The organism is Enterococcus cecorum DSM 20682 = ATCC 43198, assembly GCF_000407565.1.
Classification (GTDB): Bacteria; Bacillota; Bacilli; order Lactobacillales; family Enterococcaceae; genus Enterococcus_E; species Enterococcus_E cecorum.
Genome location: NZ_ASWI01000004.1, coordinates 1,073,603 through 1,090,574 on the forward strand (window position 1 = coordinate 1,073,603; position 16,972 = coordinate 1,090,574).

Annotated in this window: 17 protein-coding genes; 2 read left to right on the forward strand and 15 right to left on the reverse strand. The window is 36.6% G+C overall.

The genetic code is table 11. From position 1 onward, the window contains the following. Positions 1–211 precede the first annotated feature (211 nt). The 11 genes from I567_RS11225 to I567_RS11275 form a co-directional block, all read right to left on the reverse strand. The gene (locus I567_RS11225; RefSeq protein ID WP_016252344.1) at positions 212–778 is read right to left on the reverse strand and encodes a TetR/AcrR family transcriptional regulator; all 567 of its coding nucleotides are present in this window, start codon (positions 776–778) and stop codon (positions 212–214) included. Between the two features lie 196 nt (positions 779–974). Beyond that, positions 975–1,325 (reverse strand): 30S ribosome-binding factor RbfA, encoded by a 351-nt coding sequence (rbfA, locus tag I567_RS11230; protein ID WP_016252345.1) that lies wholly within the window; start codon positions 1,323–1,325, stop codon positions 975–977. Between the two features lie 24 nt (positions 1,326–1,349). After that, positions 1,350–4,148, reverse strand: a complete 2,799-nt coding sequence (gene infB, locus I567_RS11235) for a translation initiation factor IF-2 (protein WP_016252346.1) — start codon at positions 4,146–4,148, stop codon at positions 1,350–1,352. 12 nt (positions 4,149–4,160) lie between these two features. Further along, complete coding sequence (locus I567_RS11240; protein WP_016252347.1) at positions 4,161–4,463, reverse strand: YlxQ-related RNA-binding protein; 303 nt, start codon at positions 4,461–4,463, stop codon at positions 4,161–4,163. After that, positions 4,456–4,752: an RNase P modulator RnpM gene (rnpM, locus tag I567_RS11245; RefSeq protein ID WP_016252348.1), complete on the reverse strand. Its 297-nt coding sequence runs from the start codon at positions 4,750–4,752 to the stop codon at positions 4,456–4,458. The genes I567_RS11240 and rnpM overlap by 8 nt, the downstream gene beginning before the upstream one ends. Positions 4,753–4,761: 9 nt before the next feature. Continuing rightward, positions 4,762–5,976, reverse strand: coding sequence for a transcription termination factor NusA (gene nusA, locus I567_RS11250; RefSeq protein WP_016252349.1), 1,215 nt, complete (start codon positions 5,974–5,976; stop codon positions 4,762–4,764). Positions 5,977–5,997: 21 nt separating this feature from the next. Next, a complete protein-coding gene (gene rimP / locus I567_RS11255) occupies positions 5,998–6,471 on the reverse strand; it encodes a ribosome maturation factor RimP (RefSeq protein ID WP_016252350.1) in 474 nt (157 codons plus the stop codon). 260 nt (positions 6,472–6,731) lie between these two features. Further along, positions 6,732–7,001, reverse strand: a complete 270-nt coding sequence (locus I567_RS11260) for a helix-turn-helix domain-containing protein (RefSeq protein ID WP_016252351.1) — start codon at positions 6,999–7,001, stop codon at positions 6,732–6,734. Between the two features lie 278 nt (positions 7,002–7,279). Further along, positions 7,280–7,513, reverse strand: a complete 234-nt coding sequence (locus I567_RS11265) for a class III lanthionine synthetase LanKC N-terminal domain-containing protein (RefSeq protein ID WP_018345444.1) — start codon at positions 7,511–7,513, stop codon at positions 7,280–7,282. 372 nt (positions 7,514–7,885) lie between these two features. Further along, positions 7,886–9,823 (reverse strand): threonine--tRNA ligase, encoded by a 1,938-nt coding sequence (thrS, locus tag I567_RS11270; protein ID WP_016252353.1) that lies wholly within the window; start codon positions 9,821–9,823, stop codon positions 7,886–7,888. Positions 9,824–10,208: 385 nt separating this feature from the next. Further along, positions 10,209–10,388, reverse strand: a complete 180-nt coding sequence (locus I567_RS11275) for a 2-hydroxymuconate tautomerase (protein ID WP_016252354.1) — start codon at positions 10,386–10,388, stop codon at positions 10,209–10,211. Positions 10,389–10,584: 196 nt separating this feature from the next. Here I567_RS11275 and helD point away from each other — a divergent pair, with 196 nt between their 5' ends. Together helD and I567_RS11285 are read left to right on the forward strand one after the other, a co-directional pair. After that, positions 10,585–12,843 (forward strand): RNA polymerase recycling motor HelD, encoded by a 2,259-nt coding sequence (helD, locus tag I567_RS11280; RefSeq protein WP_026209997.1) that lies wholly within the window; start codon positions 10,585–10,587, stop codon positions 12,841–12,843. Positions 12,844–12,995: 152 nt separating this feature from the next. Next, entirely contained in the window at positions 12,996–13,256 is a 261-nt protein-coding gene (locus I567_RS11285; RefSeq protein ID WP_016252356.1) for a hypothetical protein, read from the forward strand. 436 nt (positions 13,257–13,692) lie between these two features. Here the strand turns inward: I567_RS11285 and I567_RS11290 are convergent, their stop codons facing one another. The 4 genes from I567_RS11290 to rsfS form a co-directional block, all read right to left on the reverse strand. Further along, positions 13,693–14,415, reverse strand: a complete 723-nt coding sequence (locus I567_RS11290) for a YebC/PmpR family DNA-binding transcriptional regulator (RefSeq protein WP_016252357.1) — start codon at positions 14,413–14,415, stop codon at positions 13,693–13,695. Between the two features lie 116 nt (positions 14,416–14,531). Next, positions 14,532–15,692, reverse strand: coding sequence for a nucleotidyltransferase (locus tag I567_RS11295; protein WP_016252358.1), 1,161 nt, complete (start codon positions 15,690–15,692; stop codon positions 14,532–14,534). 201 nt (positions 15,693–15,893) lie between these two features. Then, a complete protein-coding gene (locus tag I567_RS11300; RefSeq protein ID WP_026209998.1) occupies positions 15,894–16,622 on the reverse strand; it encodes a class I SAM-dependent DNA methyltransferase in 729 nt (242 codons plus the stop codon). Beyond that, positions 16,612–16,965: a ribosome silencing factor gene (rsfS, locus tag I567_RS11305; RefSeq protein WP_047242512.1), complete on the reverse strand. Its 354-nt coding sequence runs from the start codon at positions 16,963–16,965 to the stop codon at positions 16,612–16,614. The genes I567_RS11300 and rsfS overlap by 11 nt, the downstream gene beginning before the upstream one ends. Between the last annotated feature and the right edge of the window lie 7 nt (positions 16,966–16,972).

A 16,972-nucleotide genomic window follows, 5' to 3' on the forward strand; every position in this document is an offset into this window, starting at 1 on the left:
GAGCGAATCAAAGTGTGCATAAAAAAATTAAATGGCACTCTTGTTTTTTTTCAGACAAAAGCACCATTTAATTTACTGCTATCCTTTTTCCAATCATTTAGATTACTTCTCCTATACAGAACTTTTCCTTTATTCACCCATATTTTAATGCGCTTAGCAAAATCTTGCAATAGCCCTTTTCTAATATGTTAAAAAGAAAGTTTACATATTGCTATTGTGCCTCAAAACTTAATGGATATCTTTGTGCTAAATCCTGTAAGTAGTTTTCCCATCTATGTGCTATTTGTGACTCATCTTTACGAATACGACCACTATTTACCGCACCAATTAGCCCATGAATATATGCAAAGGCCTCAATAAAGAAGAATTTTTGTTCTTTATCTGTTAAGTTACGTTCAAATTCAAAAATCTCCGTCATAAAATAGGTTTTTAACTTTTCATTTACCCCTTTTGGATTACCACTTATATCTTGAAAACAGCTCTGATACCAATTTGATTTCTTTAATGCATAGCGGATAAAAGATAAGGGGTAATTTATCATTTTACGGCTATCTTTTTTATGCTTGAGCTCCATATAATTATGACATCGTTGCCATAACTTCGCGACAATCGCATCTTTCAAATCGTCCATATTTTCAAATTGCAAATAAATGGGTTGTGGGGAACAGCCTAATTCATTAGCAATAGCACGAGCGGTCAAATGTTTAAAGTCTTGTTCAAAGATAACATTTAATCCAGCGTCGACAATCATTTCTTTCGTATAAGTTACTCTTTTCATAAATTTTTCTCTCCTTATATCCTCCCCGTATTGTACACCTTTGTACGTGAAAACGCAAACAGATAGAGTAATTATTGTTATAGAATTTTTTAATAATAGGCGAAGTTTACTCTTTGTTGGACAAATAGTAAAGACACAAATCAAAAATTGTAATAAAAAAACTGAGCCAGATGATACTTTCTGACTCAGCAAAAAATTAATATTCTTTATTTAAATTTCTTAGCATTTCATCAATTTTATTTCCATAGTCAATAGATTCATCATAGCTAAAGAATAGTTCAGGTGTTTTATATAAGGTTAACACATGACCCAATTCTCGTCTGATTAGTCCAGTTGCTTTTTCTAACCCTTGTTGTGCTTTTGTACGATCTGAAGCAAGATTAGATAAAATGGTATAGTAAATCGTTGCTTGTTGTAAATCTCCAGTCACACGAACTTCAGTAATTGTTACTTCTTGTACGCGTGGGTCACGAACTTTTTTACGCAAGATTTGATTGACTTCTTTTTGGATTTCTTGTGCTAAGCGTCTATCACGATAGTTTGCCATAATTTCCTCCTTAGCAGCAGTCTATTAGTCTACTTTGACTTCTTCCATGATGAAGGCTTCAATAATGTCGTCTACTTTGATATCGTTGAATTTCTCAATCATCGCACCACATTCAAATCCCATTTTGACTTCTTTGACATCATCTTTGAAGCGTTTCAAACTAGCAAGTTGTCCTTCGTAAATAACGATACCATCACGAATGACACGTACGCCGCTATCACGTTTAATTGAACCTTCTAATACATAACATCCAGCAATTGTACCGACTTTAGATACTTTATAGGTTTCACGGACCACCATTTGACCTGTAATTTTTTCTTCGTATTCTGGATCAAGCATCCCTTTCATCGCAGTTTCAATTTCTTCAATCGCTTTATAGATAATACGATGTAAACGAATTTGCACACTTTCAAGTTCGGCTTGTTGTTTCGCTTGTGGTGTAGGGCGAACATTGAAACCAATGATAATCGCATTAGATGCTGCTGCTAGTGTGACGTCACTTTCATTTACCGCTCCAACCGCTGAGTGAACGATATTAACACGAACACCCTCTACATCAATTTTTTGTAAAGAGGCGGCTAGAGCTTCCGCAGATCCTTGTACGTCCGCTTTAATAATCACATTAACTTCCTTCAATTCACCCTCTTTTAGGCTATCGAATAAGTTATCTAAAGTAACGCGATGTGTAACTGCACGTTGTTGGACTAAAGCACGTTTCGCACGTTCTTCACCAGCAGCACGCGCCGTCTTTTCATCTTCAAAGACAACGAAACGATCACCGGCTTGTGGTACATCATTCAAACCAGTAATTTCCACTGGAGTTGCAGGGCCAGCAGCTTTTTCACGACGTCCTAAGTCATTTGTCATCACGCGGACACGACCAAATGTATTACCGACAACAATTGGATCACCAACATGCATCGTTCCTTGTTGTACTAATAATGTAGCAACTGGTCCTTTACCTTTATCTAGACGAGCTTCAATAACCGTACCAATTGCACGTTGCGTTGGATCAGCTTTTAAGTCTTCCACCTCAGCAACTAATAGAATCATTTCTAATAATTCATCAATATTTTGACCGAATTTCGCTGAGATTTCTACAAAGATGGTATCGCCTCCCCAGCTTTCTGGAATTAATTCATATTCGGTTAATTCTTGCATCACGTGTTGTGGATTAGCCGCTGGTTTATCAATTTTATTTACTGCTACAATAATTGGTACATTGGCAGCTTTGGCGTGGTTAATCGCTTCAACAGTTTGTGGCATAACTCCATCATCAGCCGCTACGACTAAAATAGTGATATCCGTGATACTTGCACCACGAGCACGCATACTTGTGAAGGCTGCGTGTCCAGGTGTATCCAAGAAGGTAATTGGTTTACCATCGATATCAATTTGGTACGCCCCAATATGTTGGGTAATTCCGCCAGCCTCTCCACTTGTTACCCGTGAATTACGTAAAGTATCTAGTAAAGTCGTTTTACCATGGTCAACGTGTCCCATGATTGTCACAACTGGTGGACGTGCCACTAAATTCTCTTCATTGATTTCTTCAGGTTCAAAGAATTTATCAATATCTGCAATATCGACTTGGACTTTTTCTTGCGCATCGATTCCATAGTCTGCTGCTAATAATTCAATGGTATCCGTATCTAATGGTTGGTTTTGATTCACCATTACGCCCATCATAAATAATTTCTTGATAATTTCAGCTGGTTCACGGTGAATTTTTTTCGCAATTTCAGCGACATTCATACCATCTGTATATTCCAATACTTCTGGTAATTCACGGAACTTGCGTGGTGGCACAGCTGGTTTCTTTTCTTGTTGCTTATTATTTTTGCCTTTTTTGCCCTTGAATTTATTATTTGGTTTGTCGAAATCTTTCTTATTATTCGTTTTAGCATTTCGTCCTCTACCAAAATTAGCGTCTTCATAGCGATTATTGTTATGTTGTTTTTTCGCTTTGTTTTTTGGTCGCTCTTGTTTACGATTCTCTTGTTCAGTGGCAACTGGGGCAACTTTTTTCGCTTTTTCTGATTTTGATTGATTTTCTTGTTTCATTGATTTCCCTTGCTTTTCAGGTTGACTCACTTGAGATTTCTTTTCCTTTTTATCATTTGACACATTATCAACAACTTTCATTTCTGGTTTTTCATTTTTAGGATCCAATTGAGGTTGCTCAATGTTTACTTCTTTTTCACTAACTTTAGCAACCACCTTTTCCTCTGCTTTCTTCTCAACTACTGTAGCTACTTTTGGTTTAGGTGTTTCCTTTTTCTCAGGCTGAACTGGAAGTACTTTTTCAGCTGGTTTTTCTTTAGCAACTTTAACTTCAGTAGTTTGCTTCTCTTGTGAAACAACTTCTTGCTTCACTTCTTGCTTCGTGACTGCTGCTTTTTTCACTTCAGTCGCTTTAGGTTGCTTCTCTTGTTCAGCTTTTTTAGGAGTCGCTTTGGCTTGAGTAACTGGTTTCACTACTTTATTTTTGCTTGCTGATTCATTTTTCGAAGCATCGGCTGGCTTTTGATTTGCGCCATTTTTTGTATTTTTGCGATTTCGATTATTTGAATTCGCATTTCTTTGTTGTTTATGACGGTTTAGAAAGTTTGGATTGTTTCTTTGGGTTTGGAATTTCTTATGACCATCCGTTTGTATCACTTCACGATTTTGAAACTCAGCTTTTAATTGTTGCGCTTCTTCTTTCGTGATGGCACTGCGATGATTTTCAACTTCCATTCCAATTGTTTTGGCTTTCTCGACTAATTCTTTACTGGAGATATTTAAATCTTTCGCCAATTCATAAATTCTGACTTTACTCATTCAATCACCTTCCTATTCGTTCAATAATTCCCCCATTTTCTTAGCAAAGCCGTGATCCATCACCGCAATTGCTTTTCTTGGTTTTCCTAAAGCTTGGGTCAATTCAAGACTAGTAAAAGCTTCACTTAGAGGGATTTCATAATATCTTGATTTATCTTGCAATTTCTTTAAGGTATTCTTACCCGCATCGCTTGCTACAAAAACATATTTTGCTTTCTGTGCTTGGATTTCTTTGGTAACAAGTTCTTCACCTGTTACTAATTTTCCTGCTCGTTGGGCTAGACCTAAGAGATTTAATACTTTTTGTTTATTCATTTCCAAATAACTCTCGACGTGCTTTTTGATGTTTGACATAATCTAGTAATTCTTGATAAAATTCGTCACTTAACGTCACACCAAATTTTTTATCAAAGATGCGTTTTTTCCAAGCAAGTTCAGCTTCTTCTGGCTCCATCGCGATATAGGCACCGCGACCAGGCATTTTACCCGTTGGATCGATGGAAACGACACCTTCTTTTGAGCGCGTAATTCTTAATAATTGTTTTTTGGGAATCACTTCACCGGTTACAACAGAGGTTCTTAAAGGAATTTTTCTTTGCTTCATAGGTACCTCCTATTCTTCAGTTAAAGTTTCATCTTCACTTTCTAAAACTTCTTCTACATCTTCTTGTGTAACTTCATCAGCTACGACATCATCATTTACTTCTTGAGCTACTTCATCGAACGCTTCTTCTACTAATTCTTCCTCGTAATCTTCTTGTGCTTCTTGCGCTTCAAGTTGAGCATAGAATTCTTGCATTTGAGATTCAGGCTTGATGTCGATTTTATGGTTGGTTAATTTAGCAGCTAGACGAGCATTTTGACCACGTTTACCAATCGCTAAGGATAATTGATTGTCTGGCACAACAACCGTACATGATTTTGGATTTTCTAAGTCAAAGATTACATCGCTGACTTCTGCTGGATTCAACGCATTGGCAATGTAAACAGCTGGATCTTCATCCCATTCGACGATATCCATGTTTTCGCCTTTTAATTCATTGACTACATTTTGAACACGTTGACCTTTTGGACCGACACAAGTACCCACTGGATCAATATCTGCATCAAATGAACGAACCGCAATTTTAGAACGGTCCCCAGCTTCACGGGCAATACTCATGATTTCAACAGTACCATCATACACTTCTGGGACTTCTTGTTCAAATAAACGGCGTAGTAAATCCGGATGACTACGGCTGACAAAAACTTGAGGGCCTTTTGAAGTATTTTCTACCTTGGATACAAAGACTTTAATGCGGTCATGTGGTTGGTAGAATTCATTTAACATTTGGTCTTGTTTTGATAAGACGGCTTCAATCTTCCCTAAATTCACGTAGATATAACGATTATCTTGACGTTCAACGATTCCTTGAAGAATTTCTTTTTCATATTGTGAGAATTCTTCATAAATAATGCTACGTTCTGCTTCACGAACACGTTGTAAGATGACTTGTTTAGCAGTTTGAGCAGCAATCCGACCGAAATCTTTTGGTGTCACTTCAAAACGAATCTTATCTCCAATTTCATAATGCGGATTAATCGCAGTCGCATCTTTAATTGAAACTTCTAATTGACTATCCATGACTTCTTCAGTGACTTCTTTCACCGCATAAACATGGATGTCCCCTTTCTTTTGATCAAATTCAACTTCCACATTTTGGGCTTGTCCATAGTGGCGTTTATAGGCAGAGATTAAAGCGGCTTCCAAGGCTTCAATCACGATTTCTTTGGCAATACCTTTTTCCGCTTCTAAAGTTTCTAAGGCCGTTAACATTTCTTTACTCATTTGACTATTTTCCCTCCATAATTAAAACTGAATTGCTAAACGTGCTTTGGCAATATTGTTTCGATCAAAAGTGATTTGTTTTTCACGTGTTTTGATGCGGACTTTTAATGTTAATTGATTTTCATCGAAGCTTTCCAAAAATCCTTCATAAACTTTTTCATCTTGAACCGCTTGATATAAAGAAATATGAATGTATCCTCCTAATGCTTTTTCATAATCTTTTTCTTTCTTCAATGGGCGTTCTGCTCCTGGTGAAGAAACCTCTAAAAAGTAAGCTTGTGGGATTGGATCAGGATCAACATTATCTAATTTTTCGCTTAATTGTTCACTGACAAGCGCACATTCTTCAATATCAATTCCGCCTTCTTTATCGATAAAGACACGAAGATACCAGCTTTTTCCTTCTTTGACAAATTCTACTTCTACTAATTCAAATCCATGTTCATCAACAATTGGTGTAACTAAATCGGTAACTGTTTGGACAACGCTACTCAAATTCTTCAGACCTCCTTTAGTGAACTTCAAGGCATTTTTTCATTAAAAAGAGTGAGCAATTAAATATCGCTCACTCACCTTCAAGTATCATTACTAATGAAAATATAGCATACTTTTTTCATAAAATCAAATAGATTGCAAAATTAATCCATGAAAAGTCCGTTTGATAGTGTATGAACTTGGAATACTGTGCGGCATTAATAATTTGTATCCCTAACAGCATCTTCACCTTTCCAACCATCGTTCTTAAAATGTGCTATTTATGCTTCGGCGTATGCTACAACTTTGATTTGTATGGCTAAACCTAAACCTTTTGCATAACGATTTAAGGTTGCTAATGTCGGGGTAGAATCCAATTGTTCAATTTTAGCCAATTGAGATTGTTTCATTCCTATTTTTTCGGCAAGCTCAGTTTGAGAAATACCGCGGCGAATTCTTTCGGCTTGCAAATAACTTAATGTATCAATTAGTTTAATTTCATCTTTAGAAATATTTTGTATACTATTTTTAAACAATGTCCAATCGTCCATGATTAATACCGTAACTCTAAATTAAAACATTTGAAACCTAGAGTTTATTTTAAAATTTTTTCAAATCAAGGTCATACGGTTAACCTATTCCATTTAAACAAATAACTATTTCAACATCTTTTATTTTATTTTTAAACAAAAGCTTAGCCATACAATCTTTATTTGCTTAAACTTCTAAAATTACGACCATACAGGGATAAACACAACTCTCTTAGGTTGTTATCTATTTGCCATGGAAGAATTTTTTATATGTAATATTTTAATTAATTTTCGTTTCTTTAAAACCTTGACCACGCCTTGCAATCACGTAAGCTGCACCGGTATGTACATTTTTCATCTTTCATCACTGTCGAAATTATCTTAAATATTTCGATACAATCTTTCATTTGTGAACTAATATGTATTTTCCAACCTTGAGTCGGTATGTTATTATCAAAAAAATAATATCTCCAAGTTTCATTTTCTTTATACGATACAGAACCTTTTGTTAATTCCTTTTCTAAGACATCCATCATACTCCCCCTCAAAAATAAATAAAGGTCTAAATAGATTAGACCCATATTGCTAAATGAAATTAAAATTAGAAAAAAACAAAGAAATATACGGCACTACATCATTTGTTTTTCTAATAAAACGCTAAAATTAGCTACTTGTATATGTGCACGTAAAAATGAATTGCTCAAAAATTGATCTAGTTGGTTCTTCATACGGTAACTCTTCTAATTCTAACAACGATTTCATAATATCACCTATCAATAAATTTTAAGCTAGCTTAAAAGTATTCAAACAAAATTAAAAAGATGTCAAAAATTTAATTTTTGAAATACAAAGAAAAGATGCCAAACCGATATCAATACGTTTGGCATCTTTATCATTTTGTTTCACTATTTACGGCTGTAGTTCTTCACGTCCGCAACTATCGCATCGATAAACATGTCTAGTAATTCTACATGTGTTTCTTTGCTACCGTAGCGGCGGATATTGACGGTGCCTTCTTCCACTTCTTTATCCCCAACAACGATTTGGTAAGGAATTTTTTGCGTTTGAGAAGCACGGATCTTGTAACCCATTTTTTCGTTACGATCATCCACTTCGACACGTAATCCTTTTTCTTGTAGACGACGTTTGATTTCATAAGCGTAATCACTATGCGCATCCACAGACACAGGAATAATGGTTGCTTGAATTGGTGCTAACCATGTTGGAAAAGCCCCTTTATACACTTCTGTTAAGTAAGCGACAAAACGTTCCATAGTTGAGACGATTCCACGGTGGATAACGACTGGGCGGTGGGTATTTTCGCCATCTTCACCCACATATGTTAAATCAAAACGTTCAGGTAATAAGAAGTCTAATTGGATAGTAGATAGTGTTTCTTCCATACCTAGTGCTGTTTTTACTTGGACGTCTAGTTTAGGACCGTAGAATGCAGCTTCTCCTTCTGCTTCAAAGTATTCTAAGCCTAATTCATCCATCGCAGCTTTTAACATGGTTTGTGCATTTTCCCACATAGCATCATCATCAAAGTACTTATCTGTATTATTTGGATCACGATAACTTAGACGGAAACGATAATCATCAATACCAAAATCATGGTAAACAGAAGTCATTAAGTCTAAAGTACGTTTGAATTCATCTTTAATTTGATCTGGACGCACAAATGTATGTCCATCATTTAAAGTCATTTCACGCACACGTTGTAAACCAGATAAAGCTCCTGATTTTTCATAACGATGCATCATTCCTAATTCAGCAATACGAATTGGTAACTCGCGGTAGGAATGGATGTCATTTTTATAGACCATCATGTGGTGCGGACAGTTCATTGGGCGTAATACCAACATTTCGCCATCGCCCATATCCATTGGTGGGAACATATCTTCATGGTAGTGATCCCAGTGGCCAGAAGTCTTATAAAGGTTCACATCAGCCATCACTGGAGTATAGACATGTTGGTAACCTAAGCTAATTTCTTTATCAACAATGTAGCGTTCAATGGTACGACGGATCGTAGCGCCTTTTGGTAACCAGAATGGCAAACCAGAACCAACTTCCTTAGATACCATGAATAAATCAAGTTCTTTACCTAATTTACGGTGATCACGTTCTTTAGCTTCTTCACGTAAACGCAAGAATTCTTTTAAGTCTTTTTTATCAAAGAAGGCAGTACCATAAACACGTTGCATCATATGGTTGTCAGAATTTCCGCGCCAGTATGCACCTGCCACTGATAATAATTGGAAGACTTGGATACGACCAGTTGAAGGAACATGTGGGCCACGGCAAAGGTCTACGAATTCACCTTGTTGGTAAGCAGTAATCACTTCATCTTCAGGTAATTCGGTAATTAATTCCACTTTATATGGATCTTGCGCAAATAATTCTAGCGCTTCTTGTTTTGTTAAGACACGGCGTTCGATTGGTAAGTTTTCTTTCACAATCTTCATCATTTCCGCTTCGATAGCTGGTAGGTCTTCTGCAGTAATTGCATTTTCGCCATTATCTGTATCGTAGTAGAAACCAGAATCAATGGCTGGACCTACGCCAAAGTGAATTTTGGGATATAAACGACGCATTGCTTGAGCCATTAAATGGGCACTTGAATGGCGTAATAGGCTCAACGCATCTTCATGATCTGGCGTAATAATTTCAATTGCTCCATCTTCATTGATTTCGCGTGTTAAATCAATTAATTGGCCGTTTAATTTACCGGCTAATGCTTTTTTCGCTAAACTCTTTGAAATACCTTCAGCGATTTCTTTCGTTGTGACACCTGCAGCAAATTCCTTGACTGCACCATCTGGAAAAGTAATTTTAATCATCTTGTTTTCCTCCATATTTCTGATGATTCACGTAAAACAAAAAGTCCTAGCATAGCCATAATCTATGACTACACTAGGACGTATCTACGTGGTTCCACCTAATTTTAAGTATTGCTACTCCTTGAAAGTCTTAACGGTCTGCACCGCCCCTAGATTAATAAGGGTCTTGTGAAAGTGGTCTGCCCTTGGTTTTCTCCTAGAAGGTTTTCAGCCACGACCTTCCTCTCTTATCAGAAGACTCTCAAGTTTAGGTGTCTTTCTCATCGATCAATTTACGTCTTCTATTTAAACACCATTTCTTGAAAATTGCAAGAAAAAATGAAAAGAAATGCTAGAAAAATTGAACAAAAAATGCCTAGAAGATTTCCAGACATTTTTGAACTGCTTATTTTTTCCACTCACCGTTTACACCATAAGTGCCTTTTTTCATTTCATTAATAATGACATGAATATGCTCTTTAGGTGCACCAGTATTTTTGTGAACGGCTTCTGTCACATCTTTCATCATGTTTTCTAATTGTTCTTGGCTACGACCTTCCACTAATTCAATGTGTACGAATGGCATCAAAATTCCTCCTCAAAAATAATCTAATTTTATGATAAACGAACGAACTAAATTGTCAACTATCTTTTAGCTTTTAGTTAAAACTTCGAAAGTAATCACTTATCTTCTTTGTAACATACTTTTTACTATCAAATGGTAGTTAATCCCCCTAATCTATGCTATAATTTTAAGTCAAGAATTGTTAGGGGTGATTACAATTAACGCAAAAGAACAAGAAATTCAACATTTAAATATCACACTCGTTAATATAGAACAAGAGAAAAATATCTTAAGTCGAAAATTACAAGAATTAAACGGCCATTTTCAAAGTGATTTAAAAGAATTAGCCGATATAAAAATTCAAACAGGTTCTGAAGAGGCTTTTTACGAATCTGTCGTAGAATATCAAAAACACGAACAAGATTTAATGATGAAATATCAAAATGCCCAATCCCAAGAAAAACGTATCCAAACACTATCCGCCATGCAAAAAAGCCCGTATTTTGCACGGATTGATTTCAAGGAAGAAGCGCTTGACGAAACACTGTACCTGGGAATCGCTTCTTTACGGGATAAAAATGAAGAACCAACCATTATTGACTGGCGTGCACCAATTGCCAACCTATATTATGAAGGTCATCTTGGAAAAGCGAGTTATCAAACCGATCAGGACACCTTTGAAGTCGAACTTACTTTAAAACGACAATTCAAAATCACAGACGGCAAACTACAAGCAATGGTCGATACCAATGATACAATTAATGATGAATTCTTGCTTGAAGTATTAGATGAAGCCAGCAGCAATCAAATGAAAAATATCGTGGCGACCATCCAAAAAATGCAAAACACCATCATCCGTGACAGCCATAGTAAGGCAGTTTTAATTCAAGGGATTGCTGGAAGTGGAAAAACCTCCGCACTCTTGCAACGGGTGGCCTATATTTTATACCATAATCGTCAATGGCTAGATGAAAAGCAAGTCCTCGTTTTCTCTCCTAACCGTTTATTTACCGATTATATTTCGATGGTGCTGCCGTCTTTAGGTGAAAGCCAAGTGCCGACCTTTACTTTCAATGATTTTCTACAACAGCTCTTGCCAACGATGGAAATTCCTAAAAACACGATGAGTGAAGAAGAATTTTTGGCTGATTTAGAAAATGCTGTCGATAGCTTTAAACAAAGTGTCACCGCCGTCTATCAAATCAAGCCATATCTCAAGAGCATCACCGCTGTTGGCCCATTATTTAGAAATCTAAAATTAAACGACCGCATGCTTTTATCTAAAGAACAAATACGTGCTTATTATTTAGAAACTAATCCAAACTTGCCAATTCATCAACGCATGCAACTCTTACAAACAAGACTATTGAAAAAAATCGGTGGCCTGATGAAAGATGAAGCAAAATTGCCTGAAGTAAAAACGCTTGCTGAAGAAATGCTCCAACAAGCTTTTGAAGATAATCCAAATTTAGAAGCCGACGAAAAAACGGAGCGCAAAATGTTAAAAGAGTTTCGCCAACAAATCGTCAAAAAGAAATTTAGAAAAATCAAACGTGCAGTGAAAAATTATACGTTCATCAATTTGGCAGCCCAATACTTACATTTCTTAAAAACTATTGCGCCTGTGTCTGGCATTGATATAGCGGAATATCAAACGCATCTAGTTGAAGTAAAAAATCGTTTGCGCAATCGCCAATTAACAACTAGTGATGCAACATTATACTTCTTATTGGCAAAAGGACTGTATCCGATCTATGTCGAACAAAAGGGGCGCTTTATCTTTATCGATGAAATGCAAGACTTTCCACCAGCTCAAGTCGCTTTATTGCGTAGTTTATATCCAAAAGCGAATATCAGTCTATGCGGGGATTTAAATCAAAAAATCTTTGGTAATGATTCAATTGTCGGCAGCCTCGATCGTCTTTTCCCAGATGTTGAAGTGACTAATTATCAATTAACGACTAGTTATCGTTCTACGCAGGAAATTACGGACTTTGCGAACCAGTTTTTATCTCAAGAAGACCAAGTTGTGGCTACTGCTCGCCATGCCAGTCTACCTACTTTATGGACACTTGATAAAAATGAAAAAATCACTTGGTTCAATCAATTTATCCAACAATGTAGTGCCGAACAACCCCATTTACGAACGGCAATTATTTGTAAAACCACGAAAGAATGTCAGGAACTTTACCAACAATTAGATGAGAAACTAAAATCAAAAGTCCAATTGCTTGATTCAGAGGAAACCTTTATGAAGCGTGATATCATGATTATTCCTGCCTATCTTGCAAAAGGCTTGGAATTTGACCGAGTGATTGCTTGGGATGTTAACCAACAATTCCACACTGCACATGACCAATTAATTCTATATACGATATTTACTCGTGCCATGCATGAATTACATATCGTTTCTCAAAAAGGTCAGTTAAGTCCTTATTTATTAGACTTAAATCCTGAAAGTTTTCAAACCAAATAATGCTTATCCGTGTCTTTTTTGGGGCACGGATATTCTTTTAAACAGCAAATTGAAGAATACGCTTTCTTGTTATAAAATAAAAGTGGTGACTGAAAATGAAAGTAAAAGAATACGCAGAAAAATACCAAATATCCATTTCTAAAGTCTAACAGATGATTAAAAATGAAGAATTATATGCGGTGAAAAATGAACGTGGACACTATGAAATTGATACCGCGCGGATTAAGTTTCCCTATCTAAAAGGAATGTTAGAAGAACGCGAAAAAATTGAAGAAAATATCAAAAAATGTCAATCTCTCATCGCTAAACAAGTCGAAATCAATAACACCTTTAATCAATTGGTCGATGTACAAGATAAAACAGAAGGTAAAGTGCCATTGTGCCCTGTTCAGCCTAAAATTATCCAACAATAATCAGCCATCGCACAATATTTACAAAATAAATTGCAATTATTTGACGTGAAAATCAAGCTCATTAAGGATAAATACGAATTTCTAGAATTTTTACTCAGTGACCTACCACTTAAGAATTTCCGACCGGCGCACTCTACTATTTCAGTTTATTTTGAGATTCCGACCACTCATTTACCGATACTATTAAATCGAAAAAGAGATTTTCTAAAATCATTGAAAAAAGTACTTGTGGTTCAGTAAAAGTTTCGGTATACTGGTATTGATTTCGCATATCGTTCACTCATTTCTGTGGTTGGTTTCGAGTTTACTTTATGCGAAATCTTTTATTTTTTCCAGTATTTTTCAACTAGCACAACGAGTATAAATATATTTTGGAAAACAAGAAAAAAAGACCAGACACTTCTTTTAAGCATCCAGTCTCATCATTACAAATATTTTATTCTTCGCCTAAGTCTACATTGTGGTAAACGGATTGAACATCTTCTAAGTCTTCTAAAACATCAATCATTTTTTCAAACTTAGCTAAGTCATCCCCAGTTAATGTCACTTCATTTTGAGGAATCATTTGCATTTCAGCCACGCTAAAGTCAGTGATCCCTTTTTCTTTTAGTGCTTCTTGAATCGCATGGAAATCAGTTGGTTCACCATAAACCATAATTTGACCATCTTCAGCTTCAACATCACGTACATCGATGTCTTTATCCATTAAATATTCTAGGATTTCATCAGCATCATCGCCTGCAAAACCAAATAATGCTGTATTATCAAACATATAGCTAACTGCACCAGTTACACCCATGTTTCCGCCGTTTTTACCAAAGGCAGCACGGACATCCGCAGCAGTACGGTTGACATTATTTGTTAAAGTGTCCACGATGACCATTGAGCCATTTGGTCCGAAACCTTCATAGCGTAATTCTTGGTATTGTTCATCGCCGCCACCTTTTGCTTTTTCAATGGCACGGTCAATGATATGACGTGGTACATTATAAGTTTTCGCTCTTTCAATAACGAAACGTAATTTTTGGTTAGAATGTGGGTCAGGTTCACCCGATTTTGCAGCTGCATAGATTTCAATACCAAATTTCGCATAAATTCGGCTATTATTTGCATCTTTCGCCGTTTTCTTAGCGACGATATTTGCCCATTTACGACCCATAATTTCACTTCGCTTTCTAATAGTTTCATTTCATAAATACTTAAGGTCCACTCCATATTATACCGATATTGTAAGTATCTGTGAAGTTTTTTTCATCAGTTTTTTCAAAAATGTTGTCAGATGCGAATGACCGCTCTTGAAAAATTTTGTTCTTGAATCTTTGAATGTGCCAATTGATAGACTTCATCGGCTCGAATGGTTAAAAAGAGTTGCTCAGCTTGTTTTTGCCCAACTCTAGCAATCAATGGCCAATCAAGTGATTTTTTGACTTGCTGTAAATACTTTTGTCCTTTTTCGGTAAAGCCTAATACTCTAAGACTGGGGTTTTGCCAAGACTTTTTAATTTCCGCCTCTTTTACATTCAATAAGCAATATAACAATAAACGCTGGATACGTGTCTGACTATAACGTTTACTCTTCAATTGGTTGACGAAGCTTTCATAAGACTCGCAGCTGGCAATACATTTTTTCATCCGTACTGCTAAGCCTGCTTCCATCTGATAGATTTGTTTTAAGCTGGCTAAGTCCATGGTTAATATGCGGAATTTCAAATACGGAAAATAATCTTCTAAACAGACTTTTTGATCCTCTAGATGGTCTAGTGAACTTGTTGGGACATAAGGTGTGATCTCTTCACCACAAAAAATGCCTCGTCGAATCGCTGTAGCACTAGCAATCGTCTCTGAAGTGAACCCTTCATCATGATAGCCACTATTCTTGCGCTCAATAGCTAATAATTCCATCGGCTTAGGCAGTTGGCTATTCGCTTTAGCATAACTCAATCCAAGAATATGATTTGGTTGCTTGTGATCAAAAGGAATGTCCATTTCTAAAGCTTGAAAGACGCGAATCATATTTTCAGCATAGGAAAGCTTTTCATCCGCCGTTTGATGAAACAGTTGGTCTAATTGTTGGCGTCTTTGATGTAAAAATTGGCCAATATGCTGATAATCAATTTTTTTATGGCTATCCGTTCCAAAACAAAGATACTCACAACCAATCGCTGCTAACATATTGACACCGCCTTGTGCAAAATAATCCGCCGACTGAACTGCCCATTCAAAGGGTAATTCTAAAACAATATCCGCCCCATTTTGTAAGGCACTATTTGCTCGTTGCCACTTATCAATAATTGCCGCTTCCCCACGCTGTAGGAAATTCCCACTCATCGCACAAATCATGACATCCGCTTGAGATTGCAGGCGAGCTTGCTCCAAATGATAGCGATGTCCATTATGAAACGGATTATATTCAACAATCACGCCACATGCTTTCATCTAATTCCTCCTCAAAGTAGACGGTGTTCAGCAGCTAGACATTGTGAACTTCGCCCTCCTGCTTGAGAAAATCTCCTTTCATCCGATTTTCTCAGCGGTAGGTAAGCACGAAAATTTCTTCTAGGCTTTCGGAGCTGCTTCACATCCTGTACTAATCAAAAAGATGATTGAACTTGCCAACCATCTTTTCTTTTTACTGTATTATTTTTCACAGACAAAGAACCAACGTCGACTTTTTTCATTTGGTTCGCTATCGATAAAATCGGCATAGGCTTCCACTTTTGCAAAGCCGGCATTTTCTAGCATCATTAAATATTGGTTTAATGGATAGGTTCTTTCACGGTGAATCTCGTCACGGCGCTCAAATAAGCCATCCTCATTTTGTACAAAAAACGTTAAGAAATGCTCGATACTATGTGGCACATCTACAGCATAACTATCCCATAAAAAGGCAAAATCCTCTGTTTGATAATGATAGCTATAATCTGGGAAGACTTCATCAATTTGATAAGTAGAATGCACATCGAAAATAAAGACGCCATTTTCTTCTAAGATTTGATACACGCCATCAAAGACTTGTTGGACGGCTTGTTCATCCTCCATATAACAAATCGAATCAGAAAAACAAGTCACCGCTTCATACGTATCAATATCGGTTAAATCCAACATATCCCCTTCAACAAACTGAATATCCACATCGGCTTCTTGCGCGCGTGAACTGGCAATCATTAGCATTTCTTCAGATAAGTCTAAAGCTGTCACATCAAAACCGCTTTTGGCAAAATCTAAAGCAAGTGCCCCGGTCCCGCAAGCAAGCTCTAAAATTCTCTTGCGGTCACCTAAAAAACGCAACGAAAAATCTAACCAACGTTGATATAACGAGGTATCCATGACTTCATCATAGACAAAGGCAAAGGTCTCATAAGCCACTATCATTCACAACCATTTCACTTAAATCTACTAAAGGTGCGTCTGACCAAAGTTTTTCTAATTGATAAAATTCACGTTCACTTTGATTAAAGACATGGACAATGACATCGCCTAAATCAATCAAGACCCACTTACTAGCCTCTTTTCCTTCGACACGTTTGACATCCATTTGATTTTTGTAGGCTTGTTCGACCACTTCATCGACAATTGCATTGATACGACGGTCAGTGTTTCCCGAACAAATGACAAAATAATCGGCTAATAAGGAAACTTCGCGGACATCTAAAGCAACGATATCTTGTGCGTGTTTGTCATCTACTGCTTTTACAGCTACTTCTAAAATTTGTTTG